The 19,347-nt window shown below is 64.4% G+C and carries 18 protein-coding genes; 6 read left to right on the forward strand and 12 right to left on the reverse strand.

The features are described from left to right. Positions 1–13: 13 nt before the first annotated feature. Positions 14–763 (reverse strand): SDR family oxidoreductase, encoded by a 750-nt coding sequence (locus HN018_RS14395; RefSeq protein WP_171833400.1) that lies wholly within the window; start codon positions 761–763, stop codon positions 14–16. A 554-nt stretch (positions 764–1,317) separates the two neighbouring features. Here HN018_RS14395 and HN018_RS14400 point away from each other — a divergent pair. Then, positions 1,318–1,626 carry a hypothetical protein gene (locus HN018_RS14400; RefSeq protein ID WP_171833399.1) on the forward strand — a complete coding sequence of 103 codons (309 nt, stop codon included), beginning with the start codon at positions 1,318–1,320 and terminating at the stop codon, positions 1,624–1,626. Between the two features lie 315 nt (positions 1,627–1,941). On the opposite strand, the gene HN018_RS14405 is transcribed toward HN018_RS14400, so the two are convergent. Then, positions 1,942–4,272, reverse strand: a complete 2,331-nt coding sequence (locus tag HN018_RS14405) for a GH92 family glycosyl hydrolase (RefSeq protein WP_171833398.1) — start codon at positions 4,270–4,272, stop codon at positions 1,942–1,944. Positions 4,273–4,637: 365 nt separating this feature from the next. Further along, on the reverse strand, positions 4,638–4,793 hold the full coding sequence (locus tag HN018_RS14410) for a hypothetical protein (protein ID WP_171833397.1): 156 nt from the start codon (positions 4,791–4,793) through the stop codon (positions 4,638–4,640). Between the two features lie 461 nt (positions 4,794–5,254). On the opposite strand from HN018_RS14410, the gene HN018_RS14415 reads away from it, so the two are divergent. Further along, the gene (locus tag HN018_RS14415; protein WP_171833396.1) at positions 5,255–6,307 is read left to right on the forward strand and encodes a nucleoside hydrolase; all 1,053 of its coding nucleotides are present in this window, start codon (positions 5,255–5,257) and stop codon (positions 6,305–6,307) included. Positions 6,308–6,486: 179 nt separating this feature from the next. Here the strand turns inward: HN018_RS14415 and HN018_RS29405 are convergent, their stop codons facing one another. Together HN018_RS29405 and HN018_RS14425 are read right to left on the reverse strand one after the other, a co-directional pair. Beyond that, entirely contained in the window at positions 6,487–6,879 is a 393-nt protein-coding gene (locus HN018_RS29405; protein ID WP_171833395.1) for a VOC family protein, read from the reverse strand. 406 nt (positions 6,880–7,285) lie between these two features. Further along, positions 7,286–8,161: a LysR family transcriptional regulator gene (locus tag HN018_RS14425; RefSeq protein WP_239478681.1), complete on the reverse strand. Its 876-nt coding sequence runs from the start codon at positions 8,159–8,161 to the stop codon at positions 7,286–7,288. Between the two features lie 192 nt (positions 8,162–8,353). Between HN018_RS14425 and HN018_RS14430 the strand changes: the two genes are divergently transcribed. Next, positions 8,354–8,770: a RidA family protein gene (locus HN018_RS14430; RefSeq protein ID WP_171833394.1), complete on the forward strand. Its 417-nt coding sequence runs from the start codon at positions 8,354–8,356 to the stop codon at positions 8,768–8,770. A gap of 204 nt (positions 8,771–8,974) precedes the next feature. On the opposite strand, the gene cysN is transcribed toward HN018_RS14430, so the two are convergent. From cysN to HN018_RS14450, 4 genes are all read right to left on the reverse strand, one after another. Next, a complete protein-coding gene (gene cysN, locus HN018_RS14435) occupies positions 8,975–10,888 on the reverse strand; it encodes a sulfate adenylyltransferase subunit CysN (protein WP_171833393.1) in 1,914 nt (637 codons plus the stop codon). Next, positions 10,888–11,826, reverse strand: a complete 939-nt coding sequence (gene cysD, locus HN018_RS14440; protein ID WP_171833392.1) for a sulfate adenylyltransferase subunit CysD — start codon at positions 11,824–11,826, stop codon at positions 10,888–10,890. The genes cysN and cysD overlap by 1 nt, the downstream gene beginning before the upstream one ends. 48 nt (positions 11,827–11,874) lie before the next feature. Then, positions 11,875–12,720 carry a 3'(2'),5'-bisphosphate nucleotidase CysQ gene (gene cysQ / locus HN018_RS14445; protein ID WP_171833391.1) on the reverse strand — a complete coding sequence of 282 codons (846 nt, stop codon included), beginning with the start codon at positions 12,718–12,720 and terminating at the stop codon, positions 11,875–11,877. A 126-nt stretch (positions 12,721–12,846) separates the two neighbouring features. Continuing rightward, a complete protein-coding gene (locus HN018_RS14450) occupies positions 12,847–14,073 on the reverse strand; it encodes an MFS transporter (RefSeq protein ID WP_171833390.1) in 1,227 nt (408 codons plus the stop codon). Between the two features lie 67 nt (positions 14,074–14,140). On the opposite strand from HN018_RS14450, the gene HN018_RS14455 reads away from it, so the two are divergent. Together HN018_RS14455 and HN018_RS14460 are read left to right on the forward strand one after the other, a co-directional pair. Beyond that, entirely contained in the window at positions 14,141–15,097 is a 957-nt protein-coding gene (locus HN018_RS14455; RefSeq protein WP_171833389.1) for an AraC family transcriptional regulator, read from the forward strand. 146 nt (positions 15,098–15,243) lie between these two features. Next, a complete protein-coding gene (locus HN018_RS14460) occupies positions 15,244–16,335 on the forward strand; it encodes an SDR family oxidoreductase (protein WP_171833388.1) in 1,092 nt (363 codons plus the stop codon). Here the strand turns inward: HN018_RS14460 and HN018_RS14465 are convergent. Together HN018_RS14465 and HN018_RS28685 are read right to left on the reverse strand one after the other, a co-directional pair. Further along, a complete protein-coding gene (locus tag HN018_RS14465; RefSeq protein WP_171833569.1) occupies positions 16,220–17,089 on the reverse strand; it encodes an SDR family NAD(P)-dependent oxidoreductase in 870 nt (289 codons plus the stop codon). The genes HN018_RS14460 and HN018_RS14465 overlap by 116 nt on opposite strands. Next, complete coding sequence (locus tag HN018_RS28685) at positions 17,086–17,478, reverse strand: DUF6481 family protein (protein ID WP_338034024.1); 393 nt, start codon at positions 17,476–17,478, stop codon at positions 17,086–17,088. Before HN018_RS28685 ends, HN018_RS14465 begins: the two co-directional genes overlap by 4 nt. A gap of 142 nt (positions 17,479–17,620) precedes the next feature. On the opposite strand from HN018_RS28685, the gene HN018_RS14470 reads away from it, so the two are divergent. Further along, positions 17,621–18,790, forward strand: coding sequence for an SDR family oxidoreductase (locus HN018_RS14470; RefSeq protein ID WP_171833387.1), 1,170 nt, complete (start codon positions 17,621–17,623; stop codon positions 18,788–18,790). Positions 18,791–18,880: 90 nt separating this feature from the next. On the opposite strand, the gene HN018_RS14475 is transcribed toward HN018_RS14470, so the two are convergent. Next, positions 18,881–19,267 (reverse strand): hypothetical protein, encoded by a 387-nt coding sequence (locus tag HN018_RS14475; RefSeq protein ID WP_171833386.1) that lies wholly within the window; start codon positions 19,265–19,267, stop codon positions 18,881–18,883. Positions 19,268–19,347: the final 80 nt, after the last annotated feature.

Here is a 19,347-nt window from a genome sequence, read left to right on the forward strand (position 1 = left end):
CTCCGACGACCCGTTACCGTCCGCCGGACACCGTCATGATGGTTCCGGTCACGTAGGAAGCGGCCGGCGACATCAGCCAGGCCACCGCCTCGGCGATCTCGGCAGCGGTTCCGGCGCGCTTCATCGGGATGGTCGGGCCGACGCGGGCCTGGCGCTCCTGGCTGTTCATCTCGGTGTCGATGATGCCGGGCGCGACCGCGTTGACCCGGATGCCCTCGTCGCCCACTTCACGCGCAAGCCCCATGGTAAAGCTGTCGATCGCGCCCTTGCTCGCGGCGTACTGCACCAACTCGCCCGGTGCACCCAGCCGTGCCGCGACCGACCCCAGGTTCACGATCGAGCCACCCCGGCCACCGTGCCGCGTCGACAAGATCCGCACCGCATCGCGGGCGCACAGGATGGTGCCGATCACGTTGATCGCCATCGTCCGGGTCAGCACGTCGAGGGTCAGCTCATCCAGCCGCCCGGACGCCCCGGTGATGCCTGCATTGTTGACCAGCCCGGCCAGGGGCCCGAGTTCCGCCTGCGCTAGCTCGAACAGCCTGCGGACATCGTCCTCGTTCGAGACATCGGCCGCGATGGCGGAGGCGCGGCCACCGGACTGCCGGATGCCGGCGACGACCGCATCGGCGTCGGCCGACCGGGCGGCGTAATTGACCGCAACGGCATAGCCGTCGGCCGCAAGCTTGCGACAGATGGCGGCACCAATGCCGCGGCTGCCGCCGGTCACGATGACCAGTCCCCGTGCTGACACGTCATTCATCGCAGGTTTCCTTCGCATGATCGACCGGCAGCATGCACGCAGTGCGGCTGCGGACGCTATGGGCCACCGTGACCCCGACGGTCGGGTGCAAGCACATTATCAGCCGCTTTGTGCCAGATGTTGACCTTGAGCGAGGTTCACAGGCTCCTCGAAAGCGGACACGGGAACGAACACTGCCCGACGATGAACTGGCCGTTTATCGTGCTCGCACCACACATGTCGTGCATTGTCACGGAGCCTGCCATGGCGGCAAGGCGCAGGGGATTTGTATTGATGGTCGGACCCGGTATCGGATCAGCGCGGTCATCACGCTATCTCCTGCCACCCTTGATGGTCCTCCTGCTCCATATCGCGATGAGCATGGGCATTAGTTCACTGAGCGTGAACGACAGCTTTGGCGCAACTGCCGTCGGTATGCTTTGGCTATCGCGGGATGGCTGGTCCTGCCGGTTGCGGTTGTCGTTTACGTCGTAAGGAAGATAGCCTCCAGGCAGTGGCGATCGGCGTTTTCCGGCCTCGCGGCGATCGGTTTTGTTGTAGGCATAAGCCCGCTATTGTCGATCATCGACCTCGAGATCAGGCTGGCAGGGCGTATGCCGGATTATCTCAAGGCGCTTGCCGAGCTACCGCAAGCCAAGAGTGCCTTTCATGCTTTCGAGTGGGGAGGATGGGCTGGTGGAACGGATGAATTCTTCATCTACACCTCGAACCCCTCGGCCTTACTGCACGGGAAGCCTGCTCTCGTGGGAAATGTCCTCCAGTGGAGCAATAGAGCGCAGATGGAAGCTGCATGTGCCGGCCGCGCCCTTAAACTTCGTGCCAGGTTCTTTTACTGCAATCCGTTTGCTGGCCGATCGGAATAGTTGCTGTACCCTATTCGATCGCTTCGGCACGCATCATACAGATTGGCCCGGCCACGATCGTCTATCGAAGCACCCGTCAGCCAGCGCTCCAGAGTAGATGAATCGCTACTGGCAAACTGACGACGCGCGCAAGATCGCAGGAACTCAGTATTCTCTCGGCCTCCAGTCCGATGCAATTGTCTGTCCAAATCTCTCCATTATCCCGTAATGGACGACACGATACCGGTCTGCGTTTTGCTCGGGCTTATCACGCTACCAGCCCGCTGGTGGGTCGTTCATCGGCTGGTTCAAGCAGTCGCGCGCGTCGCGCCGACGTTACTCGCCATAGGGCGTGGTCGAGAACGGGCGGTCCTGCCTGCCTGTCGCCCAAGACTTATTCGGCGTCGCCTGCATGACGAAGCGCAGCGTGCCGCCCCGCATGATCTCGTCGTGGCGCAGGAAGCTGCGCGACAGCTTCACGCCGTCTAGCGTCACCTGGCCGACATAGGGATGCGCGTCGGACAGGCCCTCGGCGATCACGGTGAACCGCTTGCCGTTCGGCAGGCGCAGGACCGCGCGGTCCACGAACGGGCGTCCGATGACATACTCGTTCGAGCCGGGCGCCACCGGATAGAAGCCGAGCGCGGTGAAGATCATCCAGGCCGACATCTGGCCAAGGTCGTCGTTGCCGACCAGCCCGTCTGGCGCCGGGCGATACTGGCTCTCGACGATCTGTTTCAGCCGTGCCTGGCCGCGCCATGCCTGGCCGGCATAGGCGTAGAGATAGGCGAGATGGTGGCTCGGCTCGTTGCCGTGCACGTACTGGCCGATCAGCCCGGCCATGTCCTCCACCGCGTCGTACTGGTGCGGCACGATCGGGGCGTCGAACATCCCGTCGAGCTTGGCGACCAGGCGATCGTCGTCGCCCAGCAACCCGATCAAGCCTCCCACATCCTGGGGCTGATACCAGGAATACTGCCACGAATCGCCCTCGGTGAAGCCGCTTCCGGCGCCGGCGCGTGTGGGATCGAAGCCGTCGCGGAACCGGCCGTCCGCGAGTTTCGGCCGCACGAAACCGATGGCGGGGTCGAACACGTTGCGCCAGTTACGGGCGCGTTTGTCGAAGGTATCGGCGATTGCGGCGCGGCCCATGGCGCGGGCGGTGCGGGCGATGGTCCAGTCGTCGAAGGCGTATTCCATCGTCTTGGACACCGCCTCGTCGTCGTGGTCCACCGGAACGTAGCCGAGCCCCATGTAGTCGCCGAGGTGGCCATAGGGCGCGTACGTGGCGCTGGCGACCATCGCGGCCAGCGCACGGTCCCGATCGATGCCGGGAATGTTTTTCAGCACCGCGTCGGCGATTTCCGGCACCGCGTGGTAGCCGATCATGCACCAGGTTTCCTGGCCCTGGATCTGCCAGATCGGCAGGATCCCGAACGGGCTTTCGTCCCGCGAGGCCAGCAGCGAGTCCACCACGTCCACCGTGCGGCGGTAGGGCTGGATCAGCGTCATCAGCGGCTGCTCGGCGCGATAGGTGTCCCACAGCGAGAAGCTGGATACGAAATCGAAGCCACGCGCCTGATGCACCGCATTGTCCGGGCCGCGGTAGCGCCCGTCCGTGTCCATCGACAGGCTCGGCGCCAGCAGCGCGTGATAGAGCGAGGTCGCCAGCGTGCGCCGCATTGGTGTGGGTGCCGTGAACTGCACCGACGACAGCGCCTGTTCCCACGCGGCGCGGGCAGCGGCGCGCACGTGGTCGAAGTCGAAGCCGGGCACCTCCGCATGCAGGTTCGCGAGTGCGCCGGCTTCGCTGACCGAGGACAACGCCACCTCCACCACCAGCGGGGCGGCGAGCGTGCCGAAATCGACCACGCCGACCAGGCCGCGCCCGGAGATGGCATCGGTGTCGGTGGGATCGTCGCCGGGGCCCTTGAAGCCGTGATACGGCACCGGCTCGGGCTCGCGGTCGATGAAGGAATGGCCAGTAGGCGTGTGGGAAAAGCGCATGGCGAAATACAGCTGCCGGGCGGGCGCCCAGCCGCGGGTTTCGCGGGCTCCGGTGATGGTGCCGTCGGGATGGAGCGTCAGCCGCGACCACAGCACCTTGCCGGGATAGTTGTAGATGCTCTGCCGCAGGTCGATCAGCAGGTGCGCGGGCTTGCCTTCCGGAAAGCGGTAGCGATGCACGCCGACACGCGCCGTCGCGGTCAGCTCGGCCCGTATCCCGGAGTCGGAGAGGGTGACGGCATAGTAGCCCGGCTCGGCATGCTCGGTATCGTGGCTGAAGCGCGAGCGGTAGCCGGAGCCGGGCTTGTCCGGGTCGCCGGGATCGAGCTGCACGGCGCCTTCCAGCGGCATCACCAGCACGTCGCCAAGGTCGGAATGTCCGGCGCCGGAAAAATGGGTGTGGGAGAATCCCTGGATCGTCGGGTCCTCGTAGCGGTAGCCGGCGGCATGGCTGTAGGAGTGGTGGAAGTCGCCGATCCAGGTGTCCGGGCTGAGCTGGACCATGCCGAACGGCACCGTGGCACCGGGGAAGGTGTGACCGTCCGGCCCGGTCCCGATCATCGGATCGACGTCGGCGAAGTTGGATGACGGGGCCGGGGCCGGGGTGGCGCCGGCCGTGGAAATCTTTGCCAACGCGACGAGGATGCCGACGATGGGCATGCACCGGCCCAAGGTACGAATTGATAAGGTCACGACAAGCCTTTCCGGTTTTCCCGCTCCGACGCACGAACCGGCATGCCGCTACAGCATCTCGGCAAAACGCCGGCCGCCGTGAACCCTGGAAATGCGATTTCCGTGGCCGACCGCCACACACCGGGGCTGTAGTGTCATGGTGCCTGATCGGCACGGCTATGGCGAACGCCGCCAAGATCAGCGCCGCAACGGTAGGTCAGCACGTCGAGGATCAGTACATCAACCCGCCGGGACGCCCCTCTGAAGTCGGCATTCTTGACCAGCCCGGCCGGGGCCCCGCGTTCCGTGGGCGTTGCTCGAACAATCCACGGACATCGTCCTCGTTCGGGACGTCAGCTGTGTTCGCACAACACACGCACGGCCACCGGGCTCCCGGCGACGACCGCATCGGCATCACCGTCGTCCGCGAGGTTGCGACAAACAGCCGCGCCGATGCCACGGCGGCTGCCGGTCACGAAGACCAGTTCCAGTGCGGACAGGTCATTCATGGCCGGTACCTTTCGCATGATCGACCGGCAGCACGCACGTGAGGTGGCGGCAGGAGCCATCGTCTACTTCGGGAGCCGCCACCTTCGGTCACAGGACCCGGTTGCGGGGCCAGACATAACCTGCCCGATGGCTATCGGCTGCTTTGCGCCAACTCCCGACGTTCACACGCAGCCACGGATCACCCGAAAGCGGACGTCAAATGGTGTAGAGCTTTAAAGCGGATCAACCCCGGTGTCGACTGATCGGCGAAAAGGCTTACCTGGTTTTATCATCACCCAGGCAGGGCTGGAATAACGCGACAGTCCGGGGCTGCATGTGCTGGTACACCGCTCAGGCTCCTACAAGCAGCAACAACTCAAAGGCTCCGCGCGACGCTCCGCTTGGCGCGCGTCGTGCAAGGCAGCCCGCGCACGGCACTCACGTTGGCCGTCGTGGCAATGGAAGAACTGGAACCCGCACAATGAGCATCAATCGCCGACTGCTGCTGGGTGGTCTGATCGCAAGTGGAACGATGGCGATGACACCCCGCACACTGCATGCTGCAGAGCCGGGTGTGTCGGACACCCCGCTGCCCCGGCTGTTGAACAACCATCGCGTGATCATCGATACCGATCCTGGAAACGACGATGCAATCGCTATTTTGATGGCACTGGATGCACCCAATCTGCAGGTCGAGGCGATTACGATCGCACCTGGCAACATCCGCTACGATAAAGAGGTCAGAAACGCACTCTACGTCGTTGAACTTGCAGGATATGCCGGGAAGGTCGCCGTACATCCTGGGATGACCCATCCGATCCTCGATCGGCCTTATTCGACGTCCACCTTCATACATGGGACGGACGGGCTGGGTAAAGCGGCGGTACCAACGGTGCGTCAGCAGCCCGATCCCGAGCACGCGGTTGACGCCATCCGTCGTATCGTAAGGCGATATCCCGGCGAGGTGGTGATCCTGGCACTTGGCGGACTGACGAATGTCGCCATGGCACTTCTGCGCGACCCCGCGATCGCGTCGATGATCAAGGGCATCCAGTTCGTGGGTAGTGCCGGCAACGCCGTACCGAGCTTCAACTCCATGGTTGATCCAGAGGCGGCCGACATCGTCCTGAGGTCTGGAGCGCCAGTGACTATGGGGCTGGGGCGGCAGTACGACTCTCTTCTCACTCGGGCCGACTTCGATCATGTCGCGTCGTTTGACACGCCACGCAGCCGCTTTTTCATGCAGAGCAACGAGCTGCGACTCACGTTTGAAATGTCAGCCCGTAACGCGCCCGGATCGGTGAACGCCGACCCACTCGCCACGGCCATGGTCATAGACCCTGGGATTGGGATCAAGTTCAAAGCAATCCATGCGCGGGTCGAGCTAGAAGGAGAACTCACGCGCGGTGATATCCTTTATGGGGAAAACCGATATTCGATGGTTCCAACCCTGCCTGCCAACGTCAACTTATGCACTGAAGCCTCGAATGACGATTTCAAGCGGATCCTCTTTGCGACACTTGCGCACAGGTGAAGCACTTTTCCGCCATCGAGCCCGTTGGTTGAGCAGACTATCGGCCGGATGCAATTGAAACCTGTTGTTCGGCCTCCTGTTCAAGGTGGCAGACAGAGGCTAGCGGTGAGTGGAAGTGTCAGCCTTGTGCCGCCGTGCTCCATACCCGACAGTCCGGTTCCGGCCAGTTCTCTCTGAAGCTATGCAGCATTTTCGGTTGAGCGAAAATAGAGGCCATCCGGGTCCAGAAGCCTTGAATCCTTCTGGGCCCACGGACGCTGGGTTAGCTCCGTCTGGATAGGATAAGCTAAAGCCCGAAGGGTCTTCTGCAGCCCGTTCAGGTCATGCACGGGAATCACGAACTCAACCCCTACCCCGTAACCTTCTCCTTTCGGCGCCTCGCAAGCGAGGTGATTTTCGTCTAGGTGGGAACGATCCGTCAGAGTGATTAGAACTCGCCTTTTGGCGAGAAATAGGTGTCCTGCTGCGGATCGAGCATCGACAACACCGAAGCTCAGGACGTCGCAGTAGAAGGCCCGGCTCGCTTCTAGATCGTGTGGGAAGATCTCAAGTCTGAGGCGATCCCCTTCCATTCGGCCGCTTCATATCTGGGAAACTGGATGTCCGCTATTACCATGAGGCTATCTCAAAGCAGATGGTCTGCTTTCGGCCACCTTTTGCCGTTTGACGGTGGCAGTTGCGCGCCAGCAGCAGACGCTTTCTGGCATCCTGAGATAGCCAGAGAGCGGACATTGCTATGGGCGAACCCGCTTAACAGCGAACGGCGCCCGATCCCTCCAGAAGTGGTCGCTATCATACCCGTAACGTGATGAGAGCTTTAAGCGAAATGCCTAATGCTCGCATAAGACAAAACGAGACCTCCCTCACAATGATGAAATCGAAGGTTCGGCCTTCGGAATCGATGTTCAAGTTCATTAAGGAAGTTCTATAGCAGCGCGGAGGTTAGCTACAGATCACGAGCTTAAACCCGATCGATCGCTACTCCCGGAATCTCAAGATCTCGATAAGCAGACGAAAGGCAGGGGATACGTGCCGCCTCGATGGATAGTAGAGGTGATAACCAGAGAATGGAGGACACCAGTCCTCTAACAGACGCACCAATCGGCCATCCGTGATCATCGGCCGAACGGCGTCTTCTAATTGAAAGCTTATGCCACGACCTGCGAGCACTGTGCGTGTAATGAGCGGCGAGCTGTTAATCATCCACTGACCACCGACCTTACTTCTGATCTCGCGCCCTTCTTTTTCGAACTCCCATGCGTATATGTCCCCACTTTCAAATCGCATATTGATGCAGGCGTGTTGGGCGAGATCCCTTGGAGACTGGGGTGTCCCACGGCGAGCGAGATAATCCGGAGTTGCGACGGCCGCCATGCGCATGTCAGGGCCAATTCTGATGGCCACCATGTCCCTTGAGACCTCCTCACCCAGGCGGACACCCGCATCGAAGCGGCCCTCGACAATATCCACGAGACCGCCTTCGACGCTCAGCTCCACCGCAATATCCGGAAAGGAGGCAGCAAGTTCGTCGAGCGCCGGCCAGAGCAACGTCTCTGCAGCGTGATCGGTCGCCGTGATACGGATCGTGCCTACGGGGCGCTCGCTCCTCTGCCGAAGCTCTGCAAGTCTCTTGTCAATATTCTCAAGTGCCGGTTGTAGAATCTCGATGAGTTGCTGGCCGACTTCAGTCGGCGACACGCTCCGTGTCGTGCGCGCGAGCAGGCGCAGGCCGAGTCTGGTTTCGAGACGTCGGATTGCGTGGCTGACGGCCGATTGCGAGAGCCCGATCTTCCGCGCGGTTCCGGTGAAACTCCCGTGCTCGCACACGGCCAGAAAAAGGGTGAGATCGGCCATGTCTTCCCGACGCACACGAATCTCCCTCGCCATATCAATCTGCCTGATACATGAATCACATTCATTAACCCAACCAATTGAGTGGGTCTAATCATATGGGATGTAGAGGCGGATAACTCTCAAGGCTTAGCGGTAGGTTTAAATCCAGCCCTCCGCTGTAGCGACATGCAGAACATCCTTGGAGGCCAATACATGCTCCGTCTCATCAATCCGCCGGGCCCTTCCATCCCGGGTATCTCTCAGGCAGTGCTCGTCGAGTCTGGGCGCCTGCTGTTTTTGTCAGGCCATGTTCCGTTCGATGAGAGAGGGAGCATCTCTTCACCAGATATCGGGCCGCAGCTTGAGCAGGTGTTTCAAAATCTCGACGCAACTCTGAAAGCCGCGGGAGTTGGATTTGATTCCGTCGCCCGCTTGACGTTCTATGTGTGCAATCTTAATCCGGCCGTCCTGCCAATCATCCGCGAAGTCCGTGACCGCTGGATCAAGGTAGACAAGCCGCCAGCAAGCGTACTGATTGGCGTTGCGACGCTGTTTCGTCCAGATGTCATGGTGGAGGTGGATGCAGTCGCGGTTATCCCATCTGACGATAGGGTGGAAGGCGATCACTGAAGCGCCTTCCGAAGCTCGGCGGTAGGGAGTGGGACCTACCACCGGATGTCTGCTTCTTCGCTTATTATGCCACGAGCGGACTTTCCGCTCCCGGACATACTCAGCCGAAGAGCAGATCCCATATCGGCTTGGCTAAATCGGCGTCGCCTCTCCTCGCCATCGCTGGCAGGGCGTTACACGATCCCACGGGGTCGGCGGCAGCCCCTACCCGTACAGCCTCGCAACGATCAGCTCAGCCGCCTGCTCCGGGCTGGTGATCGACGTGTCGATGCGGATCTCCGGATGTTCCGGCGCTTCGTACGGGCTGTCGATGCCGGTGAAGTTCTTCAGCTCGCCCCGACGCGCCTTGCCGTAAAGCCCCTTCACGTCGCGGCGTTCCGCCTCGGCGAGTGCAGTGTCGATATGGATCTCGACGAACTCGCCGTCCGGCATCATCGACCGGACCAGCGCCCGCTCCTGCTGGAACGGCGAGATGAACGCGGTCAGCACGATCAGCCCGGCATCGGTCATCAGCCGCGCCACCTCGCCGATGCGGCGGATATTCTCCACCCGGTCGGCATCGGTGAAGCCGAGATCCTTGTTGAGGCCGTGACGGATGTTGTCGCCATCGAGCAGGAAGGTGTGCCGGCCCTGCGCGTGCAGCTTCTTCTCGACCAGGTTGGCGATGGTCGACTTGCCCGCGCCCGAAAGCCCCGTGAACCACAGCACTTTCGGTTGCTGGTTCTTCTGCGCAGCGTGCGCCTCGCGGTTGATCTCGATCGCCTGCCAATGGACGTTCTGGGCCCGCCTGAGCGAGAAATGCAGCAGGCCGGCCGCCACCGTCGCGTTGCTGATCTTGTCGATCAGGATGAACCCGCCGAGTTCGCGGCTCTGCTCATATGGCGCAAACACCAGCGGCTTGTCGGTCGACAGGTTCGCGACGCCGATCGCGTTCAGTTCCAGCGTGCGTGCCGCCAGATGCTCCATGGTGTTGACGTTGACCTGGTATTTCGGCGTCTGGATCTGCGCGGATGCCGTCTGGCTTGCCAGCTTCAGCAGATAGGACCGGCCCGGCAGCATCGGCTCGTCGGACATCCAGATGATCGTCGCCTCGAACTGGTCGGCGACTTCCGGCGGCGCGTCGGCGATGCTGATCACGTCGCCGCGCGAGCAATCGATCTCGTCAGCCAGCGTCAGCGTCACCGACTGTCCGGCGACCGCCTGGTCGAGATCGCCGTCGAAGGTGACGATACGGGCTATGCTGGTGGTGCGTCCGGACGGCAGCACCCGCACGCTGTCGCCGGGATGGATGACCCCCGATGCGATCAGGCCGGAGAAGCCGCGGAAATCGAGGTTCGGCCGCTTGACCATCTGCACCGGCATGCGGAACGCCTTGTCCTGGTCCGCGGTCACGTCCAGCTCGACGGTCTCGAGATGCTCGATCAGCGCCGGGCCGGTGTACCAGTCCATGTTGGCCGAACGCGTGGCGATGTTGTCGCCGGCGAGGCCGGAGATCGGCATGGCGACGAAGTGCCCGATGCCGATCGACGTCGCGAACGTTCTATACTCGGTAACGATGCTGTCGTAGCGCGCCTGATCGTAGCCGATCAGGTCCATCTTGTTGACCGCCAGCACCAGGTTGCGGATGCCGAGCAGGTGCGCCAGGTAGCTGTGCCGCCTGGTCTGGGTGAGGATGCCCTTGCGCGCGTCGATCAGGATCACCGCGAGGTCGGCCGTCGAGGCGCCGGTCACCATGTTGCGCGTATATTGTTCGTGCCCCGGCGTATCGGCGACGATGAACTTGCGTTTCTCGGTCGAGAAGAACCGATAGGCGACGTCGATGGTGATGCCCTGTTCCCGCTCGGCCGCGAGACCGTCCACCAGCAGCGCGAAATCGATGTTCTGGCCCTGGGTGCCGATCCGTTTCGAGTCCGCTTCCAGCGCCGCAAGCTGGTCGTCGAAGATCATCTTGCTGTCGTAGAGCAGCCGCCCGATCAGCGTCGACTTGCCGTCATCGACCGAGCCGCAGGTGATGAAGCGCAGCAGCGACTTGTGCCTGTGTAGGTCCAGGTATGCGTCGATATCGGCGGCAATCAGGGCGTCCGTCGCGTAGTTGGGCAGCACCGGTTCGTCGGCCATCAGAAGTACCCGTCCTGCTTCTTCTTTTCCATCGAGGCCATTACATCGCGATCGATCGCCCGTCCCTGGCGTTCGCTGGTGGTGGTCAGCAGCATTTCCTGGATCACCTCGGCAAGTGTTGCCGCCTCGCTCTCGATCGCCCCGGTCAGCGGATAGTCGCCGAGGGTGCGGAACCGGATCGACCGCTCGACCGGAACCTCGCCCGGGTCCAGGCGGAAGCGGTCGTCATCGACCATCAGGATCAGCCCGTCGCGCTCGACGGTCGGCCGGGGTGCGGCGAAATACAAGGGCACGATCGGGATGTTCTCGATCTGGATGTATTGCCAGATGTCGAGCTCGGTCCAGTTCGAGATCGGGAACACCCGGATGCTCTCGCCCTTGGCCTTGCGCGCGTTGTAGAGGCGCCAGAGCTCCGGCCGCTGCGTCTTCGGGTCCCAGCGGTGATTGGCCGACCGGAACGAGAATATCCGCTCCTTGGCGCGGCTCTTTTCCTCGTCGCGTCGTGCGCCGCCGAAGGCCGCGTCGAAGCCATACTTGTCGAGTGCCTGCTTCAGGCCCTCGGTCTTCCACAGGTCGGTATGCAGCGAGCCGTGATCGAACGGGTTGATGCCGCGCGCCTGCGCCTCCGGGTTATGGTGCACCAGCAATTCCATGCCGCTCTCGCGCGCCATGGTGTCGCGCAGCTTGTACATCGCCTGGAACTTCCAGGTGGTGTCGACATGCAGCAACGGGAACGGCGGCGGGCTCGGATAGAACGCCTTGCGTGCCAGGTGCAGCATCACCGCACTGTCCTTGCCGACCGAGTAGAGCATCACCGGACGCTCCACCTCGGACACCACCTCCTGCAGGATGTGGATGCTTTCCGCCTCCAGGCGTTGCAGGTGGGTGAGACTGGTGCCCGCCTGCCTGGGCCGGACGGTCTGCTCGGGTTCGCTCAACTGATATCTCCGGACTGCTGTCACGATCTGAACCGCAGGAAAGTTTGTCTAGCCGCCTGTCCGGCGCACGGTCGACATATCGAACGCGCCGGTCGCCACGAACCATGGGTTGGCGAAATCGGCATCGCCCGGCTGGCGCCGCTTGCCATAGCCCAGCCGGGCGCCGTCGAGTGTCAGCACCTGACCGCCGGCGGCTCGCAGCACGGCATCGCCGGCCGCGGTATCCCACTCCATCGTCCGTCCCATCCGTGGATAAAGGTCCGCACCGCCTTCCGCCACCTTGCAGAACTTGAGCGAGGATCCGACCGGGACCAAGTCCGCGACCTCGAACGCCTCGAGGTAACGCCGCGTCTCGTCGCTCATGTGCGAGCGGCTGCCAACGACCCGCAATCCGCCCGTCCCGGGAGTTCCGGCCTCGATCGGTGTCCAGCCGGCTGGCAGGCCACCGGCGACCTGGGCGCGGCGTGCGCCGGTCCCGATCTGGCCCGAGTACACCAGGCCCAGCGCCGGGGCATAGACCACGCCCAGCACCGCGACGCCGTTCCGGATCAGGCCGATATTGACCGTGAAATCCCCATTCCGGCTCACGAACTCCCTGGTGCCGTCCAAGGGATCGACCAGGATGAAGTCGTGCGCGGTTTCCGGGACCAGTCCGGCAGAAGCGGCTTCCTCGGCCACCACCGCCAGGCCGGGCGCCAGCAGGGCGAGCGCGCGGTGGATGATCGCCTCGGCGCGCGTATCGGCTTCCGTCACCGGCGAGCCGTCATCCTTGGAGTTCGTCTCGAACGAGGGCCGGCGATAGATCTCGAGGATGGCACCGCCGGCTTCGAGCGCAGCCGCGACGAAGCCATCGAGCAGGTCGGCATCGCCGGGCACGTCATCGGGTCGAGGCATCGGCACACAGCTCCGTCTATCGGAGCCGCTGCCCCACTGGTGGCGACAGTACGATCATTTGCGGCCCGGGAGTCATGGCTGCGGCGACATTGCTGCCGGTCCCGCACCGGGGACCGTGTTTGGTGTTCACGACGTCACTGGCACGCCATCGTCGCCGGCCTGGTCGCGCGCATACATGCTGCCGCGCCCGAGGCCCAGCATCGTGGCGGCACCGACGAGCAATGCCACGCCGCAATACCCGATCGCGCCCGGTGCGCCGAGCCGGTCCACCAGCACGCCGCCAAGAATGGCACCGGTGGCAATGGCGATCTGGAACGTCGTCACCAGCAGGGCACCGGCACTCTCCGCATGGTCCAGTGCCGCCTGAGTGGTCCAGGTCTGGATGCTGACCGGAAGCACCCCGAAGGCGAAGCCCCAGACTGCCAGTGCGACGAACGCGATAGGCGTCGAAGTGCCGTCGCCCAGCAATGCGAACGCGGTCGCGGCGAGCAGCACCGCGCCGACCGCGACGGATACCCTGGGGCTGCGACCGGACATCATGCCGCCGGCGAAGTTCCCGAAGAAGCCGCCGATCCCGAACGCGAGCAGCACCATGGATAGCGTCCGTACATCGAGCCGCGACACCTGCTCGAGGAAGGGCCGCACATAGGTGAAGCCGGCGAAATGGCCGGAGATCACGAACATCACGGTGATGAGCCCGGTCCGGATGCGGGGCCGGCGCAGCAGCAGGAAGAAGGTGCGCAGGGTCGGACCGTCGGTCGATGGCAGCCGCGGCATGGTCGTCAGCTGGATGGCCAGGGCGACGATCCCGATACTGGAAGCCGCCAGGAACGTGGCGCGCCAACCCCACAGGTCGCCGAGGTAGGCACCCAGTGCCGGAGCGCAGACCGACGCGGCGGTCACTCCGGTGAAGATGATCGACATGGCCCTTGCGACCATCCTGGCCGGAACCAGGCGAAGTGCCAGCGCCGCCGCGAGCGACCAGGTGCCGCCCAGCGCGACGCCCAGCAGAACCCGGGCCAGCAGCAGCACCCATATGTTCGAGGCAGCCGCGGCCAGCAGGTCGGACAGCACCAGCAGCAGCGACAGGCCCCACACCACCATGCGACGGTCGATCTTCGCGGTGCCGATCACCACCGCCGGCGCCGCGACCGCGGCCACCAGGGCGGTTGCGGTCACCGCCTGTCCGGCGGCGCCATAGGAAATGTGGAGGTCGGTTGCCATCGGGGTCAGGAGGCTGGCAGGCAGGAACTCAGCGGTAACCAGCGCAAAGACGCCGACCGAGAGCGACAACACGGCACCCCAGGCAGCCCCAGTGGTCGCGGTATCGTCGGCACGGGACATGTCTGACATCGGCGTCTCCAGATATGCCTGTCAATTAGGGCGGGTCGGCTGGAGCTTCCATGCTAGAATAGCCGCAATGCATGATCATTCGTCCAAACCTTGCCCGCATCTTGCCACCGATCCGCTGACCGGGCTGCTGCAGGGGCTGCGGCTCGACGGCGTCGAGTACGGTCGTTGCCGGCTCTCGGCACCGTGGGCGTTCTCGTTCCCGGCCGGGCCTGACGCCCGGTTCCACTTCGTCGCCGAGAGCGGCTGCTGGCTGCTGACCCCCGGAGGCGAGTGGGTCGAATTGAGTGCAGGCGATGCCGTGCTGCTGCCGCGCGGGAGTGCCCATTCGCTGGCAAGCGAGCCGGATGCCGTGGCGGGCCCGTTCCCTCGTTGGCAGTGCAGCCCGATCTGCGACAACGTCTTCGACCTGCAGTCCGACGGTGAGGGCGAGGGCTGCCTGCTGTTCCACGGCACCATGCGCTTCAATCTCGACAGCCTGCATCCGCTGTTGCGCATGATGCCGGACGTGATGCGCACCAACGAGAGACTGAGGCGCGAGCCGACCATCCCGCATCTGCTCGAGGCGATGGGGCACGAGGTGGCGATGAACCGGGTCGGTGCATGCGGCATCGTCGCGCGCCTGGCCGACGTCCTGGCCGCCCATATCATCCGCTCCTGGGTGGAGCACGATTGCAGCAATGCGGCCGGTTGGGTCGCAGCGGTGCGGAACCCCGAGATCGGCCGGGTGCTGGCCGCCATCCATGCCAATCCAGACCGAGACTGGCCGGTGGCCGAGCTCGCCAGGCTGATGGGCGGATCGCGGTCCAGCTTCGCAGCCAAGTTCGCGACCCTGGTCGGCGAGACCCCGGCGAACTACGTGGCCCAGGTCAGGATGCACCAGGCACGGCAGTGGATCGTGCGCGACCGCGCCCGCATCTCGGAGGTAGCGCAGCGGCTCGGCTACGAGTCCGACGCGTCCTTCAGCCGCGCATTCAAGCGGGTCATCGGCAGCGCTCCCAGCCATTTCCGCGGCCCTGCAGGCTGACGGCGTCGTTCGCCCGGCGATGCCCGGGGGCGGCTCTTCGGATCGTGTTCGGACAGGCATCTTTCCAGGCGCCCCGGACAATTTACAGGCGCCGAGGTTCCGGTCCTAATGCGTCATGCTGACCGACGCCGTCCAACACGCATCCTATGGTTGAGCCGGTCCAGCCCCGCGTCGTGGTCATTACCGGCGGATCATCCGGAATCGGCCTCGGCAGCGCTGCACTGTTCGCCTCCAAAGGCTGGCGGGTCGGCCTGATCTCCCGGAACAAGGAGAGGCTGGCCAGCGCATCTAGTTTGATCGAGGCCTGGACACCCGGTGCCACGGTTGCCTGGGCGGCAGCCGACGTATCGGACGAAGAGGCCCTGGCCGCCGCGGCACGACGGATCGCGGCGACGCTCGGCCCGATCTCGGTATGGGTGAACGCGGCTGGCAATGGCGTCTATGGCCATTTCGCCGACGTGCCCGCGGATGAGTTCCGCCGCGTCACCGAGGTCACCTATCTCGGGACGGTCAACGGCACCCGGGTCGCCCTCTCGCACATGCGTCCGCGCGACGAAGGCACTATCGTCAATGTGTGCTCGGCCGTGGTGTTCCACGGCGTGCCGCTGATGACCTCGTATTCCGGCGCCAAGGCTGCGGTCCGGGCATTCAGCCAGTCGCTGAGGCTCGAGCTGCGTCTCGCCGGCAGCCATGTCCGGCTCGGCACGCTGTTTCCGCCCGCGATCAACACGCCGTTCTTCGACCACGCGATCTCGCACATGGGCTTCCCGTCGCGTCCGGTACCGCCGGTCTATGGCACCCGTGTCGCCGCCCAGGGTGTCTATTTCTGCGCGACCGGCGGCGGCGGCGAGATGCTGCTGACCGGCGTGGTGATTGCCTACTCGCTGATCGTCCGGGTCTCGCTGCGGCTCGCCGGCTTCCTGGTGTCGAAAAGCGACTTCGCGTCGGAACTGCCGCGGGACGACCCGGGATCGGCGCGCATGCCCTCGCTGTTCGCACCGGCCTGCAGCCGATGCGTGATGGACGGTGGGTTCGGCAGTCAGGCCCGCAGTTGGAGCACACATCTCAAGCTGCTGTCGGCCTGGCGGGCGTTGCGATCGGCGATGATGCCGGCGCCGAAGCTCAGGGCGTCTCGACCAGTCGTTCGGTCGCCGCGAGCACCCGGCTGCGCAGACGCCCATCGGTCGCCCGCCGGTTCGGCACTGCCGGAGCCCGCCGCTTCAGATAGCGGCCGCTGACCCCGGCGAGCTCGGGAGACAGGCAGGCGTAGAGCGGCGTGTCGGCACCCGCCTCGGCCGTCAGCGAGAACGGTGCGATCACCCTTCTCCAGACGAACTGGTCCACGCCGCCGCTGCGCACCAGGTCGGTGGCGACCATTCCCGGATGCACCACGTTGATGGTCGTGCCGGAACCCGAAAGTTGGCCGGCAAGCTCAAAGCTGGTCATCAGCGACGCGAGCTTGGAGCGCGCGTACGCCCGCGTCATGCGCCAGCCCCGGCGCAGTTCCAGATCGTCGGGATCGATCCCTGCCCGGTCCGAGGTGGACGAGCCGGTCATCACGATCCGCCCGGCCTGCGCATGATGCAGAGCGGGGAGAAGTGCCTGCGTCAGAACGAACGGCGCCAGGTGATTGACCGCCAGCGTCAATTCGTGACCCTCGCCGGTCTCGGTCCGCCGACGCGACAGGATGCCGGCATTGTTGACCAGCAGATCCAGCGACGGCGCCTGGACGACGATCTCAGCGGCGGCCCGCCGGGTCTCGCCCAGCAGCGACAGGTCGGCGACGATCCCCACTATCGCGGCCTCGGGCACCCGAGCTGCGATCCACTCCCGGGTGGTCCGCAACCGCGCTGCGTCGCGGGCAATCAGGATCAGCCGGTAGCCCGCTGAGGCCAGACCGAGGGCGATCCAGCGTCCGATACCGCTCGTGCTACCGGTGACGACTGCGACCGGAACGGCCGCAGCGTCGCCGGAATAGGCGCCTGACGTCAGCGACGCGCCTTGCGGGCAGCATACTTGGCATCCCGCGCAGCTTTCTGCTCGAGCTTGCGCAACGCCTCGGTGCGCGTGGCCTCTACAGCCTGCGCTTCCTCTTCCTTGCGACGGACCGCCTCGGCGGCGAGGGCGGCTTCGCGCTCGGCGGCCTGACGAGCGGTTTCGGCCTCGCGCTCGACCCGGCGCTCGGCCAGTCGCGCGTCCCGTGCGTCCGCGATCGCCTTGCGTTCAACCGCTCGAGCCTGGACGTCGGGATCATCGGCGGACGGACGCTGCTGGAACTTGGCGAGAACGGCACGTTTCGCGTCGGCGGACGTGGATTGGCGCTCGCCGAACTTGTTTCCCTTGAAGATTGTCTTGGCCCTTAAACGTGGTGATACGAGAATAACGGATGATCGCCGGAGAGGTCGAACGAAGAGTCCTACCCTCCGTGATTTCCCATCTAGCGCCGGCTTCCCTTATAGCAAGGCCTGCATGTATCGCGACAGGCCGATGCAAGGCAAAGCCGGTGCCACGAGCAGGGACGCTATGCAGCGAGGACACGACATCGACAAGAAGGAAGGTCGCAAGGCCGGCATGCCTTCGGCCCCGGACTTCAAGACCGAAACCATGGACCTTCTGGTGACCGGAGGCAGCGGCTTCCTGGGATCGCAGTTCATCGTCGGCTGGCTTCAACGCCACACGGAAGCGCACGTCGCGTGCCTCATCCGCGCGCCGGACGACGATGCGGCAGCCATGAAACTGCAGGCTGCCCTGGTGCGTGCAGCGGACGATGGCGGCGTGACCACCGGGCTGGACGCGCTGCTGGCGCGTGCGACCGCCATACGCGGCGACCTGACCAGTCTCGACTGGGTGGGCCGTGTCGAGGCGTGGCGGGTCGGCGCTCCGATCCGCATCCTGCATTGCGCCGCCAACCTGTCGTTCCGGGCGAACGACCGCGAGGCCGTGCGGCAGACCAATGTCGACGGCACGCGGATCATGCTGGACGCCGCCCGTGCGCTCGGTGCGACCGAATTCAACTACGTCAGCACCGCCTACATCGCCGGCGACCGGGTCGGGACCATCCTCGAGGACGAGATCGGTCAGCCGTCCGGGTTCACCAACGCCTACGAGGAGAGCAAGTGGGAGGCGGAGGCCGTCGTGCGCACCATGTGCGCCGAGTCGGATCTGCCGTTCCGGATCTTCCGCCCGAGCATCATCATCGGGCATTCGGTCACCCACCGGCTCTCGGCGCTTTCCGGATTTTACAAGGTCGCGGAGACCATGCAGGCGCTCGGCCGATCCGGGCGCGCACAGGGCGAAACCATCCTCCTGCCGATGCCGCACGATGCGACGCTCGACCTCATTCCCGTAGACGTGGTGGTCGCCGAGATGATCGAGCTGCTGGAAGCCGGAGCCACCAGCCAGGGCCACGCGTTTCATCTGACCAGCGACATCCCGCTGCCGCTGGTCGAAGTCCTGCGCACCCTCTCGCCACTGGCCGGCTTCACGGTCGGTCGCCTGTCCGAGGATGGGGGCCCGGCGAGCAAGATGGCCGAGTTCCTGATGCAGCGGCTGCGCTACTACATGCCCTATCTCGGCCAGACCCGCAGCTTCGATCGGAGCAACGTCCACCGCGCCGGTGTCACGCCGCAGACGCTGCTCGACGTCGGGCGGCTGCGGGATTTCGTCACCAGCTTCCTGGCGCGCGAGGGCTAGAGCGACATCCGGTCGGACGGAAGCGTTCGACCGGATAACCATGTTCGCTCATGCGGCAGGTTCGCCCCCGGAGCCGCCAGGAAGCTTCGGTCAGTGCTGGAAACGCGATGCGAGACCCTGCGAGACCGGACTGGCGCCCGTATACGCGGTGCCGAACTGACCGATATTCGCGCCGGTCTGCGCATCGTAGCCATCATGCTTCTCCTGGTCGCCGGAGATCTTGTAGCGACCGAGATGGGTGGCAGGCTTGTCCGGCGGCGGCGGCATTTCCGGGCCAGGCATCGGCGCAGTCTCGAACTTGCGGCGCCGCCCGAGCACGGTGAGGTTCTCCTGCGAGTTCGCGCCGGTGCCGTCTGTCGACGCGGCTGCCGGGGGAGCAGGCTGGCTCGGTTGCTGCGCCAAAGCCCCTTCCCGACCCGCGAGTGTCGCAAGGGTCAGGACGGCGCCGAGCGTCCCGGTCCGAAGAAATCTCACCATGTCGCCTAATCCTCTGGACCACTGGCGACGACACGGCATCGCACCAAACTGATCTGATCGTTTTCGATGCGCGGGACGCT

It is taken from the genome of Lichenicola cladoniae, from assembly GCF_013201075.1.
Lineage (GTDB): Bacteria > Pseudomonadota > Alphaproteobacteria > Acetobacterales > Acetobacteraceae > Lichenicola > Lichenicola cladoniae.

Excerpts from the sequence above, each read along its gene's own strand:
- HN018_RS14395 (WP_171833400.1), bottom strand. The coding sequence starts at position 763 with ATGAATGACGTGTCAGCACGGGGACTGGTCATCGTGACCGGCGGCAGC.
- HN018_RS14405 (WP_171833398.1), bottom strand. The coding sequence starts at position 4,272 with ATGCCCATCGTCGGCATCCTCGTCGCGTTGGCAAAGATTTCCACGGCC.
- HN018_RS14410 (WP_171833397.1), bottom strand. The coding sequence starts at position 4,793 with ATGAATGACCTGTCCGCACTGGAACTGGTCTTCGTGACCGGCAGCCGC.
- HN018_RS14415 (WP_171833396.1), top strand. The coding sequence starts at position 5,255 with ATGAGCATCAATCGCCGACTGCTGCTGGGTGGTCTGATCGCAAGTGGA.
- HN018_RS29405 (WP_171833395.1), bottom strand. The coding sequence starts at position 6,879 with ATGGAAGGGGATCGCCTCAGACTTGAGATCTTCCCACACGATCTAGAA.
- HN018_RS14425 (WP_239478681.1), bottom strand. The coding sequence starts at position 8,161 with ATGGCCGATCTCACCCTTTTTCTGGCCGTGTGCGAGCACGGGAGTTTC.
- HN018_RS14430 (WP_171833394.1), top strand. The coding sequence starts at position 8,354 with ATGCTCCGTCTCATCAATCCGCCGGGCCCTTCCATCCCGGGTATCTCT.
- cysN (WP_171833393.1), bottom strand. The coding sequence starts at position 10,888 with ATGGCCGACGAACCGGTGCTGCCCAACTACGCGACGGACGCCCTGATT.
- cysQ (WP_171833391.1), bottom strand. The coding sequence starts at position 12,720 with ATGCCTCGACCCGATGACGTGCCCGGCGATGCCGACCTGCTCGATGGC.
- HN018_RS14450 (WP_171833390.1), bottom strand. The coding sequence starts at position 14,073 with ATGTCAGACATGTCCCGTGCCGACGATACCGCGACCACTGGGGCTGCC.
- HN018_RS14455 (WP_171833389.1), top strand. The coding sequence starts at position 14,141 with ATGCATGATCATTCGTCCAAACCTTGCCCGCATCTTGCCACCGATCCG.
- HN018_RS14460 (WP_171833388.1), top strand. The coding sequence starts at position 15,244 with ATGGTTGAGCCGGTCCAGCCCCGCGTCGTGGTCATTACCGGCGGATCA.
- HN018_RS14470 (WP_171833387.1), top strand. The coding sequence starts at position 17,621 with ATGCAGCGAGGACACGACATCGACAAGAAGGAAGGTCGCAAGGCCGGC.
- HN018_RS14475 (WP_171833386.1), bottom strand. The coding sequence starts at position 19,267 with ATGGTGAGATTTCTTCGGACCGGGACGCTCGGCGCCGTCCTGACCCTT.